Origin of the sequence: Pseudomonas sp. PDM24 (assembly GCF_019218905.1) — a bacterium.
Classification (GTDB): Bacteria; Pseudomonadota; Gammaproteobacteria; order Pseudomonadales; family Pseudomonadaceae; genus Aquipseudomonas.
Genome location: NZ_JAHUWR010000004.1, coordinates 247,262 through 270,655 on the forward strand (window position 1 = coordinate 247,262; position 23,394 = coordinate 270,655).

The 23,394-nt window shown below is 61.5% G+C and carries 25 protein-coding genes; 3 read left to right on the plus strand and 22 right to left on the minus strand.

The window, feature by feature from the left end; genetic code table 11:
* The first annotated feature begins 241 nt into the window (after window positions 1–241).
* Window positions 242–1,309, plus strand: a complete 1,068-nt coding sequence (hemE, locus tag KW837_RS15720; protein ID WP_218397048.1) for a uroporphyrinogen decarboxylase — start codon at window positions 242–244, stop codon at window positions 1,307–1,309.
* 171 nt (window positions 1,310–1,480) lie between these two features.
* Here hemE and KW837_RS15725 read toward each other — a convergent pair whose 3' ends face one another.
* Window positions 1,481–2,722, minus strand: coding sequence for an MFS transporter (locus KW837_RS15725; RefSeq protein ID WP_371317139.1), 1,242 nt, complete (start codon window positions 2,720–2,722; stop codon window positions 1,481–1,483).
* 152 nt (window positions 2,723–2,874) lie between these two features.
* Here KW837_RS15725 and KW837_RS15730 point away from each other — a divergent pair, with 152 nt between their 5' ends.
* Entirely contained in the window at window positions 2,875–3,777 is a 903-nt protein-coding gene (locus tag KW837_RS15730) for a LysR family transcriptional regulator (protein WP_218397053.1), read from the plus strand.
* Window positions 3,778–3,875: 98 nt separating this feature from the next.
* The gene (locus tag KW837_RS15735) at window positions 3,876–4,259 is read left to right on the plus strand and encodes a type II toxin-antitoxin system PemK/MazF family toxin (protein WP_218397055.1); all 384 of its coding nucleotides are present in this window, start codon (window positions 3,876–3,878) and stop codon (window positions 4,257–4,259) included.
* 207 nt (window positions 4,260–4,466) lie between these two features.
* On the opposite strand, the gene KW837_RS15740 is transcribed toward KW837_RS15735, so the two are convergent.
* The 21 genes from KW837_RS15740 to KW837_RS15840 all read right to left on the minus strand — a co-directional run bounded on the left by KW837_RS15740 (window position 4,467) and on the right by KW837_RS15840 (window position 23,201).
* Window positions 4,467–4,910 (minus strand): excinuclease, encoded by a 444-nt coding sequence (locus KW837_RS15740; protein WP_218397057.1) that lies wholly within the window; start codon window positions 4,908–4,910, stop codon window positions 4,467–4,469.
* A gap of 29 nt (window positions 4,911–4,939) precedes the next feature.
* Window positions 4,940–6,166: a beta-ketoacyl-ACP synthase gene (locus KW837_RS15745; RefSeq protein ID WP_192346771.1), complete on the minus strand. Its 1,227-nt coding sequence runs from the start codon at window positions 6,164–6,166 to the stop codon at window positions 4,940–4,942.
* Window positions 6,166–6,894, minus strand: a complete 729-nt coding sequence (gene fabG / locus KW837_RS15750) for a 3-oxoacyl-ACP reductase FabG (protein WP_123499922.1) — start codon at window positions 6,892–6,894, stop codon at window positions 6,166–6,168. The genes KW837_RS15745 and fabG overlap by 1 nt, the downstream gene beginning before the upstream one ends.
* The gene (locus KW837_RS15755; RefSeq protein ID WP_123499920.1) at window positions 6,894–7,352 is read right to left on the minus strand and encodes a hotdog family protein; all 459 of its coding nucleotides are present in this window, start codon (window positions 7,350–7,352) and stop codon (window positions 6,894–6,896) included. The genes fabG and KW837_RS15755 overlap by 1 nt, the downstream gene beginning before the upstream one ends.
* Entirely contained in the window at window positions 7,349–8,545 is a 1,197-nt protein-coding gene (locus KW837_RS15760) for a beta-ketoacyl-[acyl-carrier-protein] synthase family protein (protein WP_218397059.1), read from the minus strand. Before KW837_RS15760 ends, KW837_RS15755 begins: the two co-directional genes overlap by 4 nt.
* Window positions 8,542–9,024 (minus strand): DUF3261 domain-containing protein, encoded by a 483-nt coding sequence (locus KW837_RS15765; protein WP_218397061.1) that lies wholly within the window; start codon window positions 9,022–9,024, stop codon window positions 8,542–8,544. The genes KW837_RS15760 and KW837_RS15765 overlap by 4 nt, the downstream gene beginning before the upstream one ends.
* The gene (locus KW837_RS15770) at window positions 9,024–9,749 is read right to left on the minus strand and encodes a class I SAM-dependent methyltransferase (RefSeq protein WP_218397063.1); all 726 of its coding nucleotides are present in this window, start codon (window positions 9,747–9,749) and stop codon (window positions 9,024–9,026) included. Before KW837_RS15770 ends, KW837_RS15765 begins: the two co-directional genes overlap by 1 nt.
* Complete coding sequence (locus KW837_RS15775) at window positions 9,746–10,993, minus strand: NAD(P)/FAD-dependent oxidoreductase (RefSeq protein WP_218397065.1); 1,248 nt, start codon at window positions 10,991–10,993, stop codon at window positions 9,746–9,748. Before KW837_RS15775 ends, KW837_RS15770 begins: the two co-directional genes overlap by 4 nt.
* Window positions 10,980–12,140: a sodium:proton antiporter gene (locus KW837_RS15780; protein WP_218397067.1), complete on the minus strand. Its 1,161-nt coding sequence runs from the start codon at window positions 12,138–12,140 to the stop codon at window positions 10,980–10,982. The genes KW837_RS15775 and KW837_RS15780 overlap by 14 nt, the downstream gene beginning before the upstream one ends.
* The gene (locus KW837_RS15785) at window positions 12,137–14,476 is read right to left on the minus strand and encodes an MMPL family transporter (RefSeq protein WP_218397069.1); all 2,340 of its coding nucleotides are present in this window, start codon (window positions 14,474–14,476) and stop codon (window positions 12,137–12,139) included. The genes KW837_RS15780 and KW837_RS15785 overlap by 4 nt, the downstream gene beginning before the upstream one ends.
* Window positions 14,460–15,038, minus strand: a complete 579-nt coding sequence (locus KW837_RS15790; RefSeq protein WP_218397071.1) for an outer membrane lipoprotein carrier protein LolA — start codon at window positions 15,036–15,038, stop codon at window positions 14,460–14,462. Before KW837_RS15790 ends, KW837_RS15785 begins: the two co-directional genes overlap by 17 nt.
* Before the next feature lie 143 nt (window positions 15,039–15,181).
* Window positions 15,182–15,607 (minus strand): thioesterase family protein, encoded by a 426-nt coding sequence (locus KW837_RS15795; protein WP_218397074.1) that lies wholly within the window; start codon window positions 15,605–15,607, stop codon window positions 15,182–15,184.
* Window positions 15,600–17,144 (minus strand): histidine ammonia-lyase, encoded by a 1,545-nt coding sequence (gene hutH / locus KW837_RS15800; RefSeq protein WP_218397076.1) that lies wholly within the window; start codon window positions 17,142–17,144, stop codon window positions 15,600–15,602. Before hutH ends, KW837_RS15795 begins: the two co-directional genes overlap by 8 nt.
* On the minus strand, window positions 17,125–18,072 hold the full coding sequence (locus KW837_RS15805) for a glycosyl transferase (protein WP_218397078.1): 948 nt from the start codon (window positions 18,070–18,072) through the stop codon (window positions 17,125–17,127). The genes hutH and KW837_RS15805 overlap by 20 nt, the downstream gene beginning before the upstream one ends.
* A complete protein-coding gene (locus tag KW837_RS15810) occupies window positions 18,069–18,803 on the minus strand; it encodes a glycosyltransferase family 2 protein (protein WP_192346795.1) in 735 nt (244 codons plus the stop codon). Before KW837_RS15810 ends, KW837_RS15805 begins: the two co-directional genes overlap by 4 nt.
* Window positions 18,804–18,967: 164 nt before the next feature.
* Window positions 18,968–20,647 carry an acyl-CoA synthetase family protein gene (locus KW837_RS15815; protein WP_218397080.1) on the minus strand — a complete coding sequence of 560 codons (1,680 nt, stop codon included), beginning with the start codon at window positions 20,645–20,647 and terminating at the stop codon, window positions 18,968–18,970.
* Complete coding sequence (locus tag KW837_RS15820) at window positions 20,644–21,189, minus strand: hypothetical protein (RefSeq protein WP_007903177.1); 546 nt, start codon at window positions 21,187–21,189, stop codon at window positions 20,644–20,646. Before KW837_RS15820 ends, KW837_RS15815 begins: the two co-directional genes overlap by 4 nt.
* On the minus strand, window positions 21,186–21,440 hold the full coding sequence (locus KW837_RS15825) for an acyl carrier protein (protein ID WP_007903178.1): 255 nt from the start codon (window positions 21,438–21,440) through the stop codon (window positions 21,186–21,188). The genes KW837_RS15820 and KW837_RS15825 overlap by 4 nt, the downstream gene beginning before the upstream one ends.
* Before the next feature lie 9 nt (window positions 21,441–21,449).
* Window positions 21,450–21,710, minus strand: a complete 261-nt coding sequence (locus KW837_RS15830) for a phosphopantetheine-binding protein (protein WP_123721556.1) — start codon at window positions 21,708–21,710, stop codon at window positions 21,450–21,452.
* The gene (locus KW837_RS15835) at window positions 21,691–22,500 is read right to left on the minus strand and encodes a 1-acyl-sn-glycerol-3-phosphate acyltransferase (RefSeq protein WP_063341795.1); all 810 of its coding nucleotides are present in this window, start codon (window positions 22,498–22,500) and stop codon (window positions 21,691–21,693) included. The genes KW837_RS15830 and KW837_RS15835 overlap by 20 nt, the downstream gene beginning before the upstream one ends.
* Window positions 22,476–23,201 carry a beta-ketoacyl synthase chain length factor gene (locus KW837_RS15840; protein WP_218397082.1) on the minus strand — a complete coding sequence of 242 codons (726 nt, stop codon included), beginning with the start codon at window positions 23,199–23,201 and terminating at the stop codon, window positions 22,476–22,478. Before KW837_RS15840 ends, KW837_RS15835 begins: the two co-directional genes overlap by 25 nt.
* Window positions 23,202–23,394: the final 193 nt, after the last annotated feature.

Here is a 23,394-nt window from a genome sequence, read left to right on the forward strand (position 1 = left end):
AAACTGGAATGCGATCAAATGTGGGAGCGGGCTTGCTCGCGAAGGCGGTGTAACAGTCAATATTGATGTCGACTGACTCACCGCATTCGCGAGCAAGCCCGCTCCCACAGTCGTTTTGTGGTGTTGCGAAGACAGTGTTCCACCGCGACAAATTGACCCGATAGACAAAAGGAGCGGCTCTTGCCGTGCCTTTTGCGCCCGGCTCTGAGAAAATGCCCGCACTTTTTTTCCGGATGCCGACATGACTGCCCTGAAGAACGACCGTTTCCTTCGCGCCCTGCTCAAGCAACCCGTAGACGTCACCCCTGTGTGGATGATGCGTCAGGCCGGTCGCTACCTGCCTGAATACCGCGCCAGCCGTGCCAAGGCCGGTGACTTCATGAGCCTGTGCATGAACCCGGCGTTCGCTTGCGAAGTCACGATGCAGCCGCTCGACCGCTATCCGCAACTGGACGCGGCGATCCTGTTCTCCGACATCCTCACCATCCCGGATGCCATGGGCCAGGGCCTGTACTTCGAGACCGGTGAAGGTCCGCGCTTCAAGAAAGTCATCAGCACCCTGGCCGACATCGAAGCCCTGCCGATTCCTGATCCGCACAAAGACCTCGGCTACGTCATGGATGCGGTCAGCACCATCCGTCGCGAACTGAACGGCCGCGTGCCGCTGATCGGCTTCTCCGGTAGCCCATGGACGTTGGCGACCTACATGGTTGAAGGCGGCTCGTCGAAAGACTTCCGCAAGACCAAAGCCATGCTCTACGACAACCCGCAAGCCATGCATTTGCTGCTGGATAAGCTCGCACAGTCGGTCACTTCGTACCTCAACGGCCAGATCATGGCCGGCGCGCAAGCGGTGCAGATCTTCGACACCTGGGGCGGTAACCTCTCCGCAGCGGCTTACCAGGAATTCTCCCTGGCCTACATGCGTAAAATCGTCAGCGGCCTGATCCGCGAGCACGAAGGCCGCAAAGTACCGGTCATCCTGTTCACCAAGAACGGCGGCCTGTGGCTGGAAAGCATCGCCGACGCCGGCGCGGATGCGCTGGGCCTGGACTGGACCTGCGACATTGGTGAAGCCCGCCGACGCGTCGGCAACAAAGTCGCCCTGCAAGGCAACATGGACCCGACCGTGCTCTACGCCAAGCCAGAAGCCATCCGCGCCGAAGTTGGTCGCATTCTCGCCAGCTACGGCAAGGGCAGCGGCCACGTGTTCAACCTCGGTCATGGCATCACCCCGGAAGTTGACCCAGAACATGCTGGCGCCTTCCTGCGCGCGGTGCATGAACTGTCGGCGCAGTATCACGAGTGATCGTGGCCCAATAAAAAACGCCCGGCTTTGCCGGGCGTTTTTGTATGAGACATCAGGTAGTACTCGGTCAATGTGGGAGCGGGCTTGCTCGCGAAAGCGGTTGAACATTCAACATCGATGTCGACTGATCCACCGCTTTCGCGAGCAAGCCCGCTCCCACAAGGTTTTGTGTCAAGCCTTCACATCGCCCAACGGCGGCAACTTCGCCAGCTTCAATGCCACCAACAGCGCAATCACCAACAACCCGCCAATAAACAACCCGATCCCGTTCCAGCCACCCAAGTGCCAGGCCACACCGCCCGCTGTACCCGCGATACTCGACCCGGCGTAATAGCTGAACAGGTACAGCGATGACGCCTGTCCTCTAGCCTTGATCGCACGACGACCAATCCAGCTACTGGCCACTGAATGCGCGCCGAAGAAGCCAAAGGTGAAGATCAGCATGCCAATGATCACCACCGGCAACGGCGTGAGCATGGTCAGGGCGAGGCCAGCGATCATCAGCACGATGGTTGCCCAGAGCACTTTGCGCCGGCCGAGCTGGTCGGCCAGGGCGCCGATTTTCGCCGAGCTGTAGATGCCCGACAGGTACACCACCGAGAGCAGCCCGACGAAGGCCTGATCCATGTGGTACGGCTCGGCCAGCAGGCGATAACCGATGTAGTTGAACAGCGTGACAAACGCGCCCATCAGCACGAACGCCTCAAGGAACAGCAGTGGTAGACCTGTATCGCGAAAGTGCATGGTGAAGCCATCGAGCAGGCTGCGCGGATGCAGCGAGCGGGCGCGAAAGTTGCGCGACTCGGGAAGAATCTTCCAGAACACCGCTGCGGCAATCAGCGCCAGGCCACCGATGACCAGCATCGCCGTGTGCCAGCTGACGAAGTCGATCAATACCCCGACGATCAACCGCCCACACATGCCGCCAATAGCGTTGCCTCCGATGTACAAGCCCATGGCCAGGCCAAGGTGCTGCGGATGGATTTCTTCGCTCAGGTAAGTCATCGCCACCGCCGCCAGACCGCTCAACGACAGGCCCACCAGTGCCCGCATCACCAGCACGCCTTGCCAGCTCGGGATCATTGCGCTGGCCATGGTGCAGAGAGCGGCGGCGAACAACGCGGCGACCATCACCGGTTTACGCCCGATGCGATCAGAGATGGGGCCGGTGATCAGCAAGCCGATGGCGAGCATGCCGGTGGCGACCGACAGGATCAGGCTGCTCTGGGCTGCGTTGATGGAAAATTCGCGGGACAGCAGCGGCATCATCGGCTGCACGCAATACAGCAGGGCGAAGGTCGCGAAGCCGCCCGAGAACAACGCCAGCACCGTGCGCATGAACAGCGGCGTGCCTTTTTCGATGTAGATCTCGCTTCGCTCGGCGACGACATCATCCAGCGCAGTGGGCGGAATTTCATGGGCGAGTGGGGCGACAGCAGTTTTCACTTCGAACCTCGGAGGGCGCAGCCCGGTCAGGCAATGGAAAAATCATATAGCCGGCTAATGTTTCTATCCAATATATTGTTCGACCTGTTTGATAGGTTTAGCGACCTAATGGAGTTCACATGGAATTGCGTCACCTGCGCTACTTCATTGCCGTCGCCGAAGAATTGCATTTCGGCCGCGCCGCCCAAGTGCTGGGCATCTCGCAACCGCCGCTGAGCCAGCAGATTCAGGCGCTGGAGCAGGAGGTCGGCGCGCGGCTTTTCGAGCGTACCAATCGTCGGGTCGAGCTCAGTGAGGCGGGGCGGTTGTTTCTGGAAGAGGCGCGGTTGGTGCTGGCTCAGGTCGACAAAGCGGCCGATGTTGCACGGCGGGCACAACTCGGTGAACTGGGTGAGTTGAAGATCGGCTTCACTTCGTCGGCACCGTTCAACTCGACCATTCCCCAAGCGATTTTCTCGTTTCGCCAGCGCTTCCCGGCAGTGCACCTGAACCTGCGGGAAATGAGCAGCACCCAAGTGGCCGATGCACTGGTTGATGAGTCGATCGAAGTCGGCATCATGCGGCCGCTTGGGCTGCCGGAGTCGCTCAGCGTGGTGGAACTGATGCGCGAGCCACTGGTGGCGGTGCTTAGCTCCAAGCATCCGCTGGTGAATGGCAGCGAAGAAGGTTTATTCCTCTCGGCGCTAGCCCTCGAACCATTCGTATTTTTCCCACGCAGCTATGGCAGTGGTCTGTACGCACAATTGCTCAGCCTGGCCCGTGATGCCGGCTTCAGCCCGCACTTCGCGCAAGAGGCTGGCGAGGCGATGACCATCATCGGGCTGGTGGCGGCAGGTTTGGGGGTGTCGGTACTGCCGGCGTCGTATCAGCGGATGCGTATTGATGGCGTGGTCTACCGCCCGTTGCTGGATCCGGAAGCGGTGTCGGCAGTGTGGCTGGTGCAGCGCAAGGATCAGAAGTCGCCGATGGCCAAGGCGTTTGTGGAGTTGTTGACGCGTAAGGTTGAACCGTTAACACCATAACTGCGAGCGCCCGAAAGAGGGACATTTCAGGTTACGGATCTGCCTTGGTATTTGCCCGGTTCTTGCCCAGAATCGTTTTTTTTCGATGAGTGCCATGGATGCCACTTCGATATCAACCCAAGGAAGGCAGCGTACTGATTTGCGACTTCAGGGGTTATGAAGTCCCGGAGATGATCAAGGTCAGACCTGTTGTCGTCATACGCAAACACAGGACCAATAGTTTGTTGGTGACAGTCGTACCCCTGAGCACCACCGCCCCGGACTGTGTACTTGACCATCATCTGAAGCTTGCGAATCATCTGCACGGAGCCAGTCCGACCTGCTGGGCAAAATGCGACATGGTTGCGACGGTAAGTCTCTCCAGACTGGACCGGATCAAAAGTCGGGATCGTCAGGGAAAGCGTGTTTATCTCATTTCACAACTTGCAACAGATGAATTTTTTGCAATCAAAGCCGCAGTACGTAGCGCTCTGGGTCTGTGATGGCACTAAAGATGGCGCGACCGGCGAATTGCCAGCCGTTGTCGTCCGTTCAATTTAAAGCAATACTGCTGACGTTCCCGAAAGGGGCTTGTGAGACTCTGAGGATCCTGGGCAACCAGCCATCGCAGAGCCAGACAGGTAAAGGGCAATGACAAGCCGACCTGTTTGTGAAAGGGCGCCGAAAGGCGCCCTTTGTCGTTTCTGGTGTTACTGAACCTTCGCCAAATCCCCTTTCAGCGCAACGCCCGCCATGAGCGCCCCAGCGTGGCACTCATAGGTCTTGGCATCCTTGCGCTCATTTTTCTTGTAGAAGCTGACGATGTTGGTCACGGCGTTGGCACCGGCGTTCTTCGCGGCCTGGTGCAGGCTGATGATTGCCGATTGCGCGACCCATTCGCAGGCCACTTCGTCAGACTTGTTGAAGGCGTTGGTTTTCTTGTTGGTTACGGCGCCGGTGCTGAGGACGGTGACGTTGCCAGTCGGTGTATTGCCTGCCAGGTAGAACTTCACGCTGCCATCGATTTTGCCGGCGCGGGTGGCTTCGGCGACTGCTTTGTCAAAAGGCAGATACACCGCGGTGTCACGGGCCTGGCTGATGCTCGGCAATGCGCAGATCAGCAGGGTGGCGGCAGCGAGTTTCTTGAAGTGCATGAAGGTCTCCTTGACCCTGAGTTATTCGATTACGACCAGCGGCGGAAAATCAACGAGGTGTTGACCCCACCAAAAGCGAAATTGTTGTTCATCACGTACTCATTGCTCATCTGCCGGAATTCACCGCGCAGGTAGTCGAGCTTGCCGCACTGGGGATCGACCTCGTCGAGGTTGAAGGTGTGCACATACACATCGCGGTTCATCATTTCGATGCTGAACCAGGACTCCAGCGCGCCGCAGGCTCCCAGGGTGTGGCCGAGGAAACTCTTCTGCGAACTGATTGGCATGTGTTCGCCGAACAACGCGCTGGTGGCCAGTGTTTCGGCAATGTCGCCCTGTTCTGTAGCGGTGCCGTGACCGTTCACGTAGCCGATGTCGGAAGGTTGCAGCCCGGCGTCTTCCAGTGCCAGCTCCATGGCTCGACGCATGGTGAGCTGCTCCGGGCGGGTGGCGTGTTGACCGTCGGCGTTGCTACCGAAACCGACGATCTCGGCGTGGATGCGGGCGCCGCGCGCCAGGGCGTGTTCGAGCTCTTCGAGCACCAGCATGCCGCCGCCTTCACCGATCACCAGGCCATCGCGGTCGGTGTCGTAGGGGCGAGGGCTGGTTTGCGGGGCGTCGTTTTTCAGGCTGGTGGCGTAGAGCGCATCAAACACCATGGCTTCGGTCGGGCACAGCTCTTCGGCGCCGCCGGCGAGCATCAGCGGCAGGCGGCCGAACTTGATCGATTCATAGGCATAACCGATGCCCTGGCTGCCACTGGTACAGGCGCTGGAGGTCGGGATCAGTCGACCGGTGAGGCCAAAGAAGATGCTGACATTGGCCGCTGTGGTGTGCGGCATCATCCGCACGTAGGAGTTGGCGTTCAAGCCTTCGGCCACCGAGTTGAGCAGCATGTTGCCGAACGCCTTGATCTCGTCGGTGCTGCCGGTGGACGAGCCGCAGGAAACGCCCATGCGCCCATCCTTGATCGACTCGTCACCCAGCAGCCCGGCGTCCGCCAACGCTTGCTCGGCAGCACCAACAGCGAGCCGCGAGACGCGGCCCATGCTGCGCAGTTGTTTGCGGGTCCAGTGGCCCGGCACTTTGAAGTCATCGATCGGCCCGGCCAGGCGCGTGCTGAGTTCGGTAAAACGATCCCACTCGTCCATGCGGCGGATGCCGCTGCGGTTGGCGGCGAAGTTGCCGGCGATGGTGTCCCAGTCGCTGCCCAGTGAGGTGATGCCGGCCATGCCGGTGACGACGACGCGCTTCATCAGCACAGGCCTCCATTGACGGCCAGAACCTGCCGGGTGATGTACGACGCTTCCGCCGACATCAGGAAATTAACTGCACCGGCTACTTCTTCAGGGGTGCCCATGCGTTGTGCGGGGATCATTTTCATCAGTTCTTCCACCGGCACGTTTTCATCGAGCATCGCCGTGTCGATCAGGCCGGGTGCGACACAGTTGACGGTGATTTTGCGCTTGCCCAGTTCGATCGCCAACGCCTTGGCTGCGCCGATCAAACCGGCCTTGGACGCGCTGTAATTGACTTGCCCGCGATTGCCGATCAGGCCGGAAACAGAGGTGATGCAGACAATCCGCCCGGCGGCGCGACGACGGATCATCGGCATCATCACCGGGTGCAACACATTGTAGAAACCGTCGAGGTTGGTGCGCATAACCAGATCCCAATCCTCCTCGCTCAGGGCCGGGAAAGCACCGTCGCGGGTCAGGCCGGCGTTGAGTACCACGCCATAATAGGCGCCGTGGGTTTCGACATCGGCTTCGAGAATAGCTTTGCAACTGGCACGGTCGGACACGTCAAATTGCAGGATGCGCGCGTTGCGGCCCAGAGCCTCGACTTCGGCCTTGACGGCTTCGGCGTCCGCAAGGCCGCTGCGGCAGTGCAGCACGATGTCATGCCCGGCCCGGGCCAGACGCAACGCAATAGCGCGGCCAATACCACGGCTGGAGCCGGTGACCAGTACGGATTCAGTCATCACTCGACTCCTTGGGGTTCTTGAAGATAGTGCGCGGCCTGAGGCGGGCGAAACACGTTCAGCCGGGCGGTGGCGTGGATGCCGGGGGCGGTGAGGTGGCATTCGAACACACCCATGCCGTTGTCGTCTTCCAGCGAGCGTATTCCATGGATGGTCAACTCGGTACCGGCGGGGAAGTGTTCCACATTGCATTCGAATTTACGGGTGCCGAGCAGGAAACCCAACTCCACCGCATTGCCTTTCTGGCGCGCATGGCAGCCGGCGTACGCGGCGACGCTCTGGGCCATCAGCTCGATACCGACCCAGGCCGGCAGGCTGCCGTCGGGGCGATTGAACAGGCCGCCGGGTTTGACGGTGAGTCGGGTGTGAATCTGCTCGTCATCGAACGACAGGATCTGCTCGATGAGGATCATGTCGCCGGCATGCGGCAGCAGTTCGGCGAGCGGCCAGGCAATCATGGGGCGTCTCCGATAATCAGGCTGACGTTATTGCCACCGAAGGCAAAGGAATTGCTCATCAGGTAGCGAGGTGCAATGGACGTCAGGTGGTCAGTCGGGGTCACCCAGTGCAGGGCCGGCAATTCGGGGTCGGGCTGGCCGTCCCAGACGTGGGGCGGCAGGGCGTGCTCGCGGTTGTCCACGCTCAGGCTCAACCAGCAGAACGCCGCTTCCAGGGCACCGGCAGCGCCGAGGGTATGACCGGTCATCGGTTTGGTCGATGAGCAGGGCACGCCTTGCGGGAATAGCGTCGTCACGGCCAGGCTTTCCATGGCGTCGTTGTGTTGCGTGGCGGTGCCGTGCAGGTTCAGGTAACCGATCTGCTGCGGTTGCAGGCCTGCGCGGCTCAAGGCTTTGCGCATCGCTTGCAGGGCGCCACGGCCGGTCGGTTCCGGCGCGGAAATATGGTGTGCGTCGGAGCTGGCGCCACTGCCCAGCAGGGCAATCGGTTGGCGGTTGCCGGCGCTTTTGCTCATCAGAAACAGCACCGCCGCTTCGCCGATATTGATGCCGTTGCGGTTGGCTGAAAATGGATTGCAGCGCTGCTCGGACACCGCTTCCAGGGCCGAGAAACCGTTGAGGGTCAGCTTGCACAAACTGTCGACACCGCCGCACAACACGGCGTCGCACATGCCCAGATCGAGCAATCGTTGGGCGCTCATCAGCGCGCGGGCGCTGGAGGTGCAGGCGGTGGAAATCACATAGGCCGGGCCGCTCAATTGCAGCCAGTCGGCGAGAAACGTCGCCGGTGCGCCGAGTTCCTGTTGCTGATAGTCATAGTCGGCGGGGAACTGATGCTCGCGGATGTAATGGGCCAGGCCACTGCTGGCCTCGTGAATGCCCGAGGTGCTGGTGCCCAGAATGACGCCGATACGGTCGCGGCCGTAGGTCTGGATTGCTTGCTCGATGTCTTCGCGAATTTGCAGCGCAGCCTCCAGCAGCAATTGATTGTTGCGACTGCTTTGATGGGCCAGCTCAGGCGGAATCGGCGCCAGCTCGCCGCGCACCGCCGCGACCGGCAGCGAGCGTTCCACGACCCAGCCGGCCTCGCTGCGCATGCCCGAGCAATCGCCGGCAAACAGGTTGCGGGCGACTTCCTGCTTGTCGCGGCCCAGGGCGCAGATCACCCCGAGGGCGTTCAGATAAGCTGTCATGGCGTGTGCTCGCCTAACGGAGTGACGCGATAGTGCGGGCCTTGGGATACGTTCAATTCAAAGCTCAGTGGTTGTGAATAGCGGATGTTCCAGCGTGGTGACAAGGATCGTTGCCCGCCATCCTGCCGGGCGGCGGGATAGTTGCGATGCAACTCGCCCGCAGGGGTCAACGCAAACAATAAGGCAGCGAACAGCTCCCGGGCTTCCGGATTGGGCGGCAGCAGGCCGTCGGCCTGCCATTGGCCATCGATCAGTTTCTGCCGTGCCACGGGAATCCCCAAAGGGTCCATCATCGACCAGCGAATGCCCGGGCCTTCACGCTGGATTACCAGCAGCCAGTCCTGACGCTGTTCGGCCATCTGCCGTTCGATGTGCAGTTGCAGCGGCAACGCCAGATTCGGGGTTCGCTCGGGCAGCGGTGCCCGGCTGGCGCAAGCGCTCAGCAACAGGACACAGCAGAGCAGCAGAAAACGGATCATCAGGCACACCCTTTAAGAGGCTTGCGCGCGACTACATTGACCAGGGTTTCTTCCCGTTGGCCAAAGGGTTTTGGCTGGCGCAAGCCGAAGCGTTCGAGCAGGCCGAAATCCTTGGCGCGACTCCACCATAAGTAAGGGTAAGACACGTTCTGCGGGCCGAATTCAAAACCCTGCCGACGAATCATGTCCAGGTAGCCGGCGGCGCTCTTCTGCACGTGCATCGGGTGGCGGAACAGCCAGCGAATCACCCACGTATCAATGTAAGCCTCGGTGGACTCGGCGAACAGCAAATAGCCGCCCGGTTTTAGCACCCGATAGAACTCGGCCAGGGCCCGGTCCTGCTCGACAAGGTGATGGAAGGTCTGATGACAGAACAGCAGATCGACGCTGGCGTCCGGCACGTTGATGCTCGCGCAGTCACTGCCGATCAGTTCTACATCCATGCCCTGACGAGTCGCTTCTTCACCGCTCAGGTTCAGGCTGTGAGGATCGGCATCCAGCCCGATCAGGCGTTGAGGCGCGAAGGTCTGGCGCAGGTACTGGAACGACTTGCCCTGGCCGCAACCGGCATCCAGCAATACCGGGTTGGCGGGCAATGGCGCGCTGAACAGGTCGCGCAAATCATTGATCGCCACTCTCAGTACATGGTGCTGCCAGGTGTGACTGCGCAGAAACCAGAAACCGAAACGGGTTTCTTCGACGTAGTTGTCGCTCAAGTAACTCATGTCGGGTCCTGTGCGCACAGGTCCGAAATCATCCGCAGCCGACGTTTGGGTTCGCTGACGAACGGGTTGCGCTCATCCCAGGCGTAACCCGCGAGGATCGAGCTGATCATGCGGCGGATTTCCGCTGCGCCTCCCTGATAGAAAATCACATCCTGAAAGGTCCCGGCGTACCAGCCCTCGACGTAGCAACGGAAGGTGTCGACGCCGCGCTTGAGCGGTTCGGCGAACTCGGTCTGCCAGTCGACGCTTTCACCTTGCAGTTGGCGGTGCAGCACCCCGGCGGCCATGCTCGCCGAACGCATGGCAATGGTCACACCGGAGGAGAACACCGGGTCGAGAAACTCCGCCGCGTTGCCTAACAGGGCGAAACCAGGGCCGTGCAGGGTTTTGACGTTGGCCGAATAACCGCCGATGGTCCGCGCGGGCGTGTCCCACAGGGCATTGTTCAGCACACCGGCCAGGCTCGGCGTTTCAGCAATGAAGCCGCGCAGGCAGTCGTCCAGATTCTCGGTGCGGCCTGCGAAATGTTCGGCGGCTGCCACCACGCCCACCGAGCAACGGCCGTTGCTGAACGGGATGGTCCAGAACCAGATATCACGCTGGGTCGGATGGGTGGTGATGAGGATTTTCTCCCGGTCGAAAGCCGGGTTGTCGATACAGTCTTCGACGTGGGTGAACACGGCCTGGCGCACCGGGAAGTTCGACGGTGCTTCAAGGTCCAGCAAGCGCGGCAGCACGCGACCGTAGCCACTGGCATCGAGCACGAAGTCGGCTTCGACGCGGTATTGGCTACCGTCTTCGCGAAGCACATCGAGCTGCGGTTTCGCCAGGCTGAAATCGGCGCTGACGATGGCTTCGCCGTAACGGACATCGACACCTTGCAGCTCAGCCTGATCGGCCAGCAGCTTGTCGAAGTCGGCGCGCTGGACCTGGAACGTCGTCGGCTTGCCATTGGTGAACGTGTCGCCGAAATCGAAGGTGCTGTATTGATCGCCCCAAGCGAACGCCGCACCGTTTTTGCGCTGGAAACCAGCCGCATTGACCGCCTCGAGCATGCCCGCTTCTTCGACGAAATCCAGGCAATGGGACAGCAGGCTTTCACCGATGGAAAACCGTGGGAAATGCTGACGCTCGATCATCAGCACATCATGGCCTTTACGCTTGAGCAGCGCGGCGGCGATGGCGCCCGAGGGGCCGGCGCCGATCACCAGTACCTGACGACGTTCCATTTCAACTGTTGGCACGGGTGCTCCTTGCCGGGGCGGCGATGTTCAAAGGGATTCGGTGCATGCCGGCGAGCGCCGGCAGCAGGGTTGCGATCAGGCCCATCAACATCAGCGCGAAATACAGCGCCGGGCTGATGAGCTGTTGTTGCAGCAGCAGGTTGAGAAAGACGATCTCGCTCAAGCCGCGAATATTCAGTAAAAGGCTTTCCCGCCAGCGGCTGACACCTTCAAACGAGGCGCCAGCCCAGCCGAGGCCCAGCCAGTTGCCCAACAGTTTGCTGGCGATTGGCAACAGCAGGAGCGCGGTCAGTTGCATCCCGCCGAGACTGTCGATGGCGCTGTGCACGTTGATCTGCACGATGCCGAACGTGAGGATCAGCGGGATGGCGATCCAGGTCTGCAAACGGCTCATCCACGCCGCCGACAATGGCAGCACCAATGGCACCTTGAGCGCGGCCATGCACAGCAGATAGCCGATACCGAAAATCAGCGCATTGAGTTTGAAGTGTTCGGCGACCACCAGCAGCGCGAAGAAGCAGCCGCTGTGCAGCAACGGTTGGCGCAACCCGAGCAGGCGCAGCAACAACGGCAGACAGGCGCCGGCCAGCGGCAGCAAGAGGCTACTCAGGTGCAGGCTGCCCTGGGCGAACGCGAACAGGGTCCAGCAGGTCAGGTCGATCAGGATCGCGGTTTGCACCAGACGCCGGGTGGCGGCGGGCGGGTAGTTGATGTGTCGCAGGTACAGATACAACACCGGAATTGCGGTGATGGCGAACAGCAGACCGACCGCCAGCGAGCTGATCCACGGCTGCGGTGGCAACAGCCAGAACGCTGTCGCCAGCCCGCAGGCGAACGGAATACAGAAACTCGGCAGGGCGATTTTCAGGCTCTGGCGTTCCAGGCGCAGGTCGATCACGTCGCTGAGAATGTGCCCCAGCAGCAAGGCAAAACTCAGGCTGTAGAGGTTCTTCAGCCAGCCCGGCGAGATCAGGTCGGCACCGCTCAGTTGCCAGCCCGGTTCGATCCAGAAGTACATCAGCAACGGCAGGCCGAAGGTCGCCAGCAGCAACTGACTGACGATCGGAATCAGACCGAAATGACGACCGATACGAGTGGCCACGGCGAACAACACCAGGGCCATCATCCAGAACACCGCGACCATCATGCTGCCGGCTCCGTAACTGGGACGGCATGGACTTGGCGTCCGGCCCACGGCGCCAGGATGAAACTGAACGCCAGGCCGAGGCTCACCGACAGGCCGAAGTTGCTCACCGCTGGCGTGCTGGACACCGCCAACAGGCCGAACGACAGCCAAGTGGTCACCGCCGCCAGCAAGGTGCCCAGCAGACTCGCCGCGGCGCCGCCGATCTGTTCGCGCATGAGGATCGCATAATCGACGCTGATGGCCGTCACCAGCAACAGGCCGAACAGGCTGAACAATGTCAGTGGCTGACCGAGCCAGCCGAGGCTTGCCAGGCTGCACAGGGCCGCCAGCAGCGGCAGGGAGACGATTCGCAGCGCGCCACCGAAACCGAATGGCAGGATCAGCACCAGCACGATCAACACGCAGGAGGCGAGTTTCAATTCAGCGGCGCTGATTTGAGTGGCGGCGAAAACCTGGTTCAGTTCGCCGAGGCGATCCACCAGTTCCACACCCGGCAAGTCCAGCGCCTGGACCCGCAACAGCGTGGGATTGTTCAAGCCTTGCAGGCTGACCATCGCCGCCACGCCATCATCGGTCGGCCCCAGCCACAGGGTGCGGTAGGGCTCGGCCAATGGGCCGGCCAGCGCTGTGTCGATGTCTTCGGTGGGCAGCGCCTGCAACGTTGCCAACTCAGCCTGCAACGCGGCGGCCGGCACGCCGAGGTCGAGCAACGGTTGCCAGAACTGCGGCAGCTTGTTCAGTGCTTCACGCACTTTGCGCTGTTCGCTTGGCTGGCTGACCAGTTGATTGAGCGATAGATAGCCCTGAAGTTTTTCCAGATTGACCAGTTGATCCAGACGCTCGCTCAGTGCCGTCAGGCGTTCGAGCAACGCCTGCTGATTGGCCGCGCGCACCAGGAAAAACTGGCTGGTAGGTTGATAGCCGGTGATGCGTGCGATGGTCTGGGCTTCGTCAGTCAGTTGCTGCGGTGTGCCGACCCATTGGCGAATGTCGTTTTTGCTCTGCAACTGCAACAGGCCGCCGACACAGAAGGCGATCAGCAATGCCAGCAGGACCGGCGTGCGCAAGTATTTCAGCAGCGATTCTCGCAGCTCCAGCAACTTCTCGGCGATGCGCATCGGCCACTGCGCTGGCCGCAGATCCACGCCCTTGAGCAGCGCCGGCAACAGGCACACTGCCGACAGGTAGGCGCCAAGCAGGCCGGCGGCGGAGAACACGGCAATTTGGGTCAGGGCCGGGAACGGTGTCCAGGCCAGGGCCAGGTAGCCGATGCAACTGGTGATCAGGCTCAGGGTCAGCCCCGGCAGGGTCAGGCGTAACGCCGGCCAGCTGTGCCAAGGTTTCAGGCTCCAGCTTTTCGAGAGGTAATGCAGTGGGTAATCCACCGCCACGCCGATCAGACTTGAGCCCAGCACCAGCGTCATCACATGCATGTGGCCGAACAGCGCCACGCAGGCCACAGCACCGAACAACATGCCCACCAGCACCGGGACGAACGCCAACAACACCCGCCAGCGCCGGAAGGCCAGCAACAGCAGCAACAGAATCCCGACCGTGGCGCCGCCGCCGACCCAGGTCATTTCGCGCGCGGCTTGCCGTTGACCGCTGGCGGCATACAGCAAGCCACTGGCGGCGAGCAGTTGCACATCCGATCGGGCGGCTTCTTCGCGACTGTGTTGCAGCAGGTCAGCCACTTGCAGCGGCAGGTTCATATCGAACGCGTTGCCGGCGGTTCGCGCCCGCAGCATCACCCAACTCTTACCGTCGGCATCGGCAACCAGCGTACCGCTGCCGATGTCCAGTTGCACCGAGCCGTGTTGTGGCTGGCTGTTCTGGATGCGCCCGGTCAGGCCGAGCCAGTCGTCCTGGCTCGGCACCAGGCTGAAGCCGGTGAACGGGTCGAACAGGGCTTGTACCCGTTGCTGGATAAAGGCGTCAGGGTGTTCAATGAGTTGCTGCCGGTCGGCCGCGGACAGCATCGCCAGTCGGCCTTGCAGCAATTGGCTGCGCAATGCGGGCAAGTCGGCTTGCAGGGTCCACTGGACCTTTTCGAAGACGCCGCTGGCCTGCCATTGCTCGCCGAGTTTTTGCGCCGTGGCGATGGCTTGCTGGCGGTCTTGATGGCCGACCAGTACCAGCATTTCCCGGTTCAGCGGTTCTTGCATGCGTTGTTCGGCGCGCAGTTCCAGCGCGTCCGGCGCGGTGCCTGGCACCAGTTCCATCAGGTTGGCCGACAGCGGTGCACCGTCACGCCATTGCCAGCCGGCGAGCGCGAGCACCGCCAGCAGCAGGACCAGAAACAGGCGCGGCAGCATCCGTTCACTCGGCAAAGTCATGTTGCTCCGCATCGCTCAATGGTTGTGCGCTGGTGCTGTCCTGCATGCGCAACAGGGTTCGGTCTCCCTGGGTTTCGAGCAGCTCGATGCTATGCACCAGCTCGCCGCCGTCAATGTTGATCTGATTGAACACCTGCTTGAGCAGCATCGAGCGCGGGGTCAGGGTCAGCTCCCAGCGCTGTGCATCGCCGCTCAGCGAAAGCTCGAAATCCCGTTGCAGGCCGCTGCTGTCGCCTTGCAGCACCGCGAGGAACAAGCGGTTCTGTTCGGCGCCGGCACTCTTGTTCGGCAGCATTTGCCAGCCGCTGGCATCACGCCGGGCAATGCCTTTGTCGCTGATGCGGTAGTCCTGTTGCAGCGGGGTTTTCAGCAGCCAGAGCAAACCATGGTTTTTTGCCAGAACGAAGGTGCCCTTGCTGGTCAGCGGCTGGGGCAGGGCGCGCAGGTGTTTTTCCTGGATAAAGCTGCCGTGGATCACATCGGGTTTGGCCAGTTGATCGCTGAGCTGTTGCAGATCGAAGGCCTGCGCCAGCGAAGTAAAACTCAGCGCCACCACAAACATGTAGCAGCTGCCGAGCCCGCGAGGCTGCGTCCGGCGGCGAAGCCGTCGTAAAACCTGCGCATGCGGAGCTTCAGGGAAATCGCAGGGCGACTGCTGCGCAGCCGAACGCAGGCTTCGCCAGCTGCTACAAAGGGATCGCAAGTTCATGGCAGCATCCTTTCAACCGCATCGGTGAACACTTTCGGTGACGCCAGCTGCATTTCACGGCTGCTCATGTCGACGGCGACCTGCACGGAACAGGCGCGGGTCAGGCGTTCGCCGGTGGCCAGATCGCTGATCAGGTAATTGATCTTCAGGCGGTTTTCCCACTCCACCAGGCTGGCGCGCACATTCAACTTCTGGCCGAACACCGCGCCGCGCACATAGCGCAGCTGCAAGTCGATCACCGGCCACGCGTAACCCGACGCCACCATGGCGTCGTAGTTGTGGCCGATCTTGTCCAGCAGCGCACAGCGGGCGACTTCCAGGTATTTGACGTAATGGCCGTGCCAGACCACGTTCATGGTGTCGACGTCAAAGAACGGTACGAGGATTTCCGTGTCGGTGTGTAGCACTCCCTTGCTACGCATGCAGCCTCCAGTGTTGTTCGGCGATGCGCTGCAGGCACAGGCGCAATTCGCCTTCCAACGCACGGTCTTCGATGACCGGCGGGAAGTCCTTGGCCAACTCTTCGTGCATCGCGGCCAGGGCCGGTGGCAGTGGCCGCGCATCTTCAGCCTGGCCGCGTAGCCAGACGCCTTGGTTGGCGGCCAGCAGCGTGGCGGCGGCGACCTGTTCGGTCAGCTCCAGCACGCGGATGGCGTCGCGGGCAGAGATGGTGCCCATGCTGACCTTGTCCTGGTTGTGGCACTCGGTGGAGCGCGAGAAGACGCTGGCCGGCATGGTGTTTTTCAGGGCTTCGGCGGTCCAGGCGCTGGTGCCGATCTGCACGGCCTTGAAGCCGTGATTGAGCATCGCGCGGTCGGCGCTGGCGCCAGACAGGTTGCTCGGCAAGCCATGGTTGTAACGCTCGTCCACCAGCAGCGCGAGCTGGCGGTCGAGCAAGTCGGCGACGTTCGCCACCAGGGTTTTCAGACTGTCCATGGCGAAGGCAATGTGGCCGCCGTAGAAGTGCCCGCCGTGCAGCACGCGTTCGGCTTCGGCGTCGATGATCGGGTTGTCGTTGGCGCTGTTGAGTTCGATCTCGATGAACGAGCGCAGCCAGTTCAGGCTGTCGGCCAGCACCCCGAGCACGTGCGGCGCACAACGCAGGGAATAGCGGTCTTGCAGGCGATGCAGTGGCGCGGTCGGCGCATCGATCGCCAGATCCTTGCGCAACCACGCAGCGACTTGCATCTGCCCTGGATGGGGTTTGGCGGCGAACAGACGCTCGTCGAAGTGCTCCGGGTTGCCCTGCAACGCGACTACGTTCAGCGCGGTAATGCGCGTGGCCAGTTGCAACAGGTAATCGGCGCGGGCGTAAGCCAGGCAAGCGAGGCCGGTCATCACGGCGGTGCCGTTCATCAGCGCCAGCGCTTCTTTGGGGCGCAATACCAGCGGTTCCCAGCCCAATTCGCTGTGCACATCGGCGGCTTGTCGACGCTCACCGCGGAACATCACTTCGCGCTCGCCGGACAAGGTCGCGGCGACGTAGGACAGCGGCGTCAGATCACCACTGGCGCCCACCGAACCTTCTTCCGGAATCAGCGGCAGAATGTCGTATTCGAGGAAGGCTTGCAGGCGCTCCAGCAGTTCCACGCGTACCCCGGAAACGCCTTGGCAAAGCGATTGCAAACGCGCCGCCAGCACCGCACGGGTGGCTTGGGCGTCGAGCAGTTTGCCCAGGCCGCAACCGTGGAAGGTATACAGATGACGGGGCAGGGCTTCGACGTGGTGCAGCGGCACCGCCACCACACAGGAATCGCCATAACCGGTGGTCACGCCATAGATCACGCCTTCCTTGTCCAACAGGGAGTCAAGGAATTGCGGGCCCTTGGCGATGCGCTGGCGAAACTCGGGGTCGCCCTGCAACTGCGTCGGCACCTGACGGTTGGCCAGGGCCAACACGTGTTCGATGCGCAAAGGGAGTTCGCCGAAGGTTACCGGCTCAAGCGTTGGCGTCGTCATCGGTCTTCCAGAAAGGGTAAAAGTTGAACCATTGTTGGGGGGCTTCGAGGCAATAGTGACCCAGGCGTTCGGCGTAGCGGGAGGCCCACTGATGAATGACCTGTTCGCGGTCGCTGCGTTTCCACACGATGGCGTCGGCGAACGGTTCGAGGGTCAGTCGATAGTCGCCAGTGGGTTTCTTCAGGCACAGCATCAGGTTGATCGGGCATTTCAGCAGACCGGCCAGCAACCATGGGCCCTGAGGGAACGCGGCTTGATGACCGAGGAAATCCACGCTCACGCTGCGTCCGCCATGCAACGGCACGCGGTCGCCGGCAATTGCCAGCCATTCGCCGCGCTCCAGGCGTTCATGCAATTGCAGCATGATCACCGGGTCCAGCTCGCTGACCTGGATCAGCCGCAGATTGGTCGCTCCGGCTTCACCCAGCAGACGGTTGAATTGTTCGGCGTGCTTGGTGTGCACCAGCACGTTCATGGTGACTTTCTCACCGATCTCGGCCAGCGCCCGGCAGACTTCGAGATTGCCCAAGTGCGCGCCTACCAGCATTTGCCCGCGTGTGCCGCGCAGTTTATTGCGCAGCAGCGCCGGGTCGATGATTTCGATTTGGTCGATGCTCAGCTTGCCGTTCCACACATCGAGTTTGTCGAGCATGGAATCGGCGAAGGCCATGAACTGGCCAAACACCCGCCAATGGGTCGGGCGCAATTCGCTACGACCGCTCCAGTCGGCAAGCCGCTGCTGGTACTGCCAGGCGCTTTGGCGGGCGCTGCGTCCGAACAGGAAAAAGTACAGCACGATGCCGTACAGCAGCGGGCTCAGCAGTCGGCGACCCAAGACTTTTGCGCAAAGCGCAGTGAACTTCATCAACCAGAAGCTGCCGCGCTCCTGGCGGTCGGCCCAGTGCTGTTTATCTGCGTTGTCGCTCATGCTCGCCACCGTCGCCAGAGGATCACTGGTGCCCGCAGCAACATGCCGAAGAACAGCCGGGTGTGCATGCTCGAAATCAGTACGTTGTCGTGGAACAGACGGAAATGCGAGACGCCATCCAGAGGGTAATGAACCCTGGTTTTCAGCCACTGCATCGGCTGATTGCGCCAGGCCAGGCGCACCAGGATGTCGGAGTCGAAGTCCATGCGCTTGCCGATCCTGGCCGAGTCGATCAGTGCCAGGGTCGGTGGCAATGGGTAGACACGGAAGCCGCACATGGAGTCGCGAATCTGCAATGACAGGGTGTTGATCCAGACCATCACATGGGTCAGGTAGCGGGCGTATAAACGGCCCTTCGGCACGCTGGCGTCGTATTGCGGATAACCGCAAATCACCGCGTCGGGGTGGGCGCGTGAATGTTCGATGAAGACTTTAACGTCTTGCAGGTCGTGCTGGCCGTCGGCGTCCACCTGCAAGGCGTGGCTGAAGCCCAGGCGCGACGCTTCGCGCAAGCCGGTCATCACCGCGCCGCCCTTGCCTTGATTGACGGTGAGCCTGATCAGGTGAACCCGGTCCCGCCGGGCCAGTTGGTCAAGCACCTTGGCGCAGGCAGGACTGCTGGCATCGTCCACCAGAATGCAGGGCAGTCCGCTGGCAAGCAGCGCATCGACCACGGCGGTGATTGCGGTTTCGTGGTTGTAGACCGGGATGATTGCGCAGGGGTTATGCATGTTGGCTCATTCCCTCGCTCGTGTAGCAGCTGCCGAAGGCTGCGTTCGAGCGCGAAGCGGTCGTAAACCGGTATTCGAGGTCTTTCAGAATAAATGTGGTAGCCCAGATGCGAGCGCTTCGCACTCGAACGCAGCCTTCGGCAGCTGCTACAGAGGAACTCAACTTATCCACAGGCAGCCTCCAGCAAAATCCGCCCACTGGAGCAGGTGGCGGTTTCATTGCGATAGGCGAAATACAATTTGCTGCGCGCTGAGTCGAAGCGCAGGTGCAACTGGATTTCATCACCGGGGCGTACCAGTTGCTGGAATTTCAGCACTTCCATACCGGAAAATTTTGCCGGCAGATCCATCAATTGCTGGCCCAGGCTCAATGCCCAATCCACCTGCACCACACCGGGCAATACCGGCGCTCGGGGAAAGTGGCCGCTGAAATACGCCAGGTCTGGCGGGACTGCCAGTTGCAGGCTCCACTCGCCATCGACTTCGAGCTGCTCCAGCACTTCCGGCGCTTTTGGACGGGGTGCCAGCAGCAAGGCTTCCACCTCGGCCTGGGGCAGTTTGCCTTGCGCGTTCAGCGGTAGCTGCCGCAACAAGCGCCAGCGGCGTGGCAGGGCCAGCGTTTCACAATGTTGACTCAGATGCTGACGCAAGGCTTGAGTAAGGCTGCGTCGACCCTGATTGCGCAAGGCACGCAGGCCTCGCTCGCTGAGTACCAGCAGCGCCCCTAATGAAGCGCGGTTTTCCTGAACCACACCGAGGCGCGCTTCGGCGACCCAGTCGTGAGCCATCAGTGCTTGTTCAAGCATCGGTAGCGAAATACGTTTTTCTTCCAGTTTGACGATTCGGTCCAGCCGACCCAACAGCTCGAAACGGCCGTCGGCGGCGATGCGCGCGGCATCGGCGGTGTGTTCAATATGGCCGGCCGGCAAGTACGGTGAGGCGATAATCAGGGCGCTATCGCTGTCCTGGCTCAGCGCAACATCGGCGAAGGGCTGCCAGAGATACTGGCCCTGACGCCAGGCGATGCCGCCGGTTTCCGAACTGCCGAAGATCTCCGTCGGCCATTGTTGCAGGCGTTCATGCAGGCTTTGCGCCGCTTCGGCGGGCAACGCGCCACCGGAGGAAAACACTCGGCGCACCGCGCTCAGCGCTGGCCAGTCGAGGTTGTCGCCCATGCGCTTGAGCAGCGCCGGGCTGGCGACCCAGGCGAAGGCCGGGTGTTCGCGGCTGGCGCGCTGCAAGTCTTCCGGGAAGGCCAATTGCTTGCGGACGAACGAGCGCCCGGCGCACAACGGCCACAGCACCCGAAACAGCAACCCGTAGATGTGCTGCGTGGCAACGCTGCCGATGATGCAGGCCTCGCCCAGATCTGCGCCCCACAGGTGCTCCAGCGCTTCGACTTCATTGGCCAATTGGCGCAGGGTTTTGTCGATACGCTTGGGTTCACCACTGGAACCGGAGGTGCACAGGCTCAGCTGACAGCGATCCAGATCCAGTGGGCTGGCCGGCAGCGGTGGATGCCGATAATCGCTCAGGTGCGCGTCGGTAGCCTGATCGGTCAGCCACAGATCGACCTCGGTCGACCAGCGCTGGCGCGTCTGCGCTTGCAGGTCGGCGGGCAGCAGTACGCTGACCCCGGCACGCCAGGCGCCGAGCAGGGCAATGGCCAGGTCGGCAGCGTCCTCAAGGTGCACGGCGATGCGCTGTACGCCGTGCGCTTGCAGGCCGGCAGCCAGGCTCAGGGCCTGTTCGCACAATTGCGCGTGATTCAACGCCGGTTCCACCGTCACGGCACGGTCCGGCTGAGCCTTGAGCAACAGTTGCTCAAGTGTTATCCAATTCATGGGCGGCCTCTTACCCGTTGTCGTATCAGCCATTCAATGGCAAACATCAGGCCGATCAATCCATAGGAGATCAGGCCGGTGTACAACATCCACCAGCTCAGCGGCGCCCAAAGGGTCAGGGCAGCGGCGCACAAGCCGTTGCAGAGAAAAAACACGCTCCAGGCAATCGTCACCTGGCGGGTGTAGCGAATGGCCCTGGCCGGCAACTCCGGCTCTCGCAGACGGGCCAGGCGTTCGATCATCGGCGGGCCATATTTCAGGCTCAGGCCGAACAGCGCCAGCATGAATGCGCTGATCAGCACCGGGTACCAGCGCAGCAGCACCGGGCTGTCGAACAGCGCCAGCAACAGGCAGAACGCGATGGCGACCACGGCCATCCACAGGCTGCCAGGCCGCCGCTCGCCAGTCAGCGCCCGCGCCAGCCACAGGCTACCCAGCAGCAGACCGAACTGCCACGGGGCAAAATGCTCCATGCCGAAATACACCGCAAAGGGGTACAACAGGCCTGCCAGCAGCAGACCGAGGCCGATCAGTCGGCTCATGCGGCTGGTTGAACCAGGCGGTAGACCGCCTCGACCACGTCGCTGACGGTACGCACCGATTTGAATTCTTCGGCGGCGATTTTCTTGCCGGTCTGGCGTTTGATGTGATCGATCAGGTCGACCGCATCGATGCTGTCGATTTCCAGATCCTGATACAGGTTGGACCCCAGACTGATGCGCTCGGGCTCCAGCTCGAAGAGTTCGACCAGAGCATCGCGCAGGGTATTGAAAATATCGTCACGAGTTTGCATGGTCCGGTCTCAAGCTGCCTGTTTTGCAGTGACGAACGCCGCAAGGCTCGCCACGTTGGTGAAGTGATTACGGGTGTCCTTGGCGTCGGCATCGATTTTGATGCCGTACTTTTTCTGGATGGCCAGGCCAAGTTCCAGGGCGTCTACCGAGTCCAGGCCCAAGCCTTCGCCGAACAGTGTCTGGTCATCGCCAATGTCGTCGACGCTGATGTCTTCGAGGCCCAGGGCATCGATGATCAGTTCTTTTATCTCACGGTGCAGATCGCTCATCTTCGGCGAGCTCCTTAATAAAGTAATGGTGCAAATAGTCATTGAGCTTGCGCGAGGCCTGAGGTGCAGGCCCCTGCGTAGCGAAGGCCTGTGGGTCTATATCGGCCCCAACGCGAAAACTGAAGTGCACGCGGCGTTTGGGAATCCGATACCAGGGTTCGGCCTTGGTCAATGTGGTCGGGCTGACCTTGATGATCACCGGGGTGAGGATTCTCGCACCGCGCAGGGCGATTGCCGCGCCCCCCCGATGAAAGGCCGGCGGTTTACCGGGTTGGGTGCGGGTGCCCTCGGGAAAGATGATCAGGGTCTGACCGCTTTTCAACGCGTCGGCAGCGGCGTCGAGCATATCCATGCTGCCATCGTTGCTGATGTAATCGGTGCGGCGTAGCGGGGCGCGGGTGAACGGGTTTTCCCAGAGGCTTTTCTTGACCACACAGTTGGAGTGGCCCACCAGGCCGATCAAAAACACCACATCGATCAACGAGGGGTGATTGGCAACGATCATTTGCCCTGGCCGTCCGAGTTTTTCCGCGCCCTGGATGTCATAAGTCAGCACGCCAGTGCGAGCCATGAACCGAATGAAAAACCAGAAACAGCGGCTCACTGTCTGTCGGGCACGCTGACGATGGGCCTGAGCGTCTCCCGGCAGGCAGCTCAGCAGCGGGAATACCACCAATCGCAGGCATAGCCCGCCCAACCCGAACAGGGTGAAGCTTGCGGCAGTGGCCAGCAGGCGCCAGTAATAGGCGTCGCGGTTTTTATCGGTCACAGGTTGCGTTGCCAGGTCCATACACGATTTTTCCAGGCATGTTGGCAGGTCGTTTGCTGGCCGAGCAGGGTACGCAACAGATTCAGGGCATGGGGCCAGTGGGTTTTGGACAACGCTTGCGAGGTGCTGTTCAGCGACAGCTGCCACTCATTGCCGGGCGTAATCAACAGGCCCACCGCGTAGGGGAATGGCACATCGTCGATCCAGGCCGAGTAGGCTGCGGGCGGTTGCTCTTCTGTCACCACCAGCAGTACCGCGGGCGCGCCTTCCTCAAGCAGTGCCGCCGCCTCTAGCATGCCGTGTTCAAGGCCATCGCCAGCCGCGGCGAGGGCGGTCATTTCGCTGGTTTCGCCACGCATGATCGACCACAGGCCGATCACCGCGTTGTGCACCGACAAGCTGAACTGAGTGGGCGACAACGGTTGATCAGTTGCCAGATCGCTGAGAATGTCGAAGGTGCGCGGGGTTTCGCCATGGCGGGAAATAAAGACCAACGGTAGGTCCTGGCGACCATCGGCCAAAGGCCAGCCGACGCTGAACGCCATCCGCGCGAGACGGCTGAGTCGCCGACGCTGCATGGCCGGCAGAAACGACACATCGGGGGCGGCATCACTGCGCTCGAGCACGATCGGTTGCCGGCTCCAGGCCTGCCAATCATCCACGCTTTCAAGCCCGGGGGCCCACGCGCGCCATTGGGCGATGTTGAAGTTGATCACAGACATTCATCCCGCCCCTGCGGGCTTCCTTTTGACGCGGTGAACCGCAAAAAATCACGGCAGACCTTACGTGGCGCTTAACGCCGAGTGGCGCGCATTATCCCGGTGCGGCGGGCGTGTAGCAAATGCTGGTTACATTTTGTGCAACGAAATGTACCGTCTGGTTCGCGAAAAAGCTGTCGTTTGGCCATTATCCACG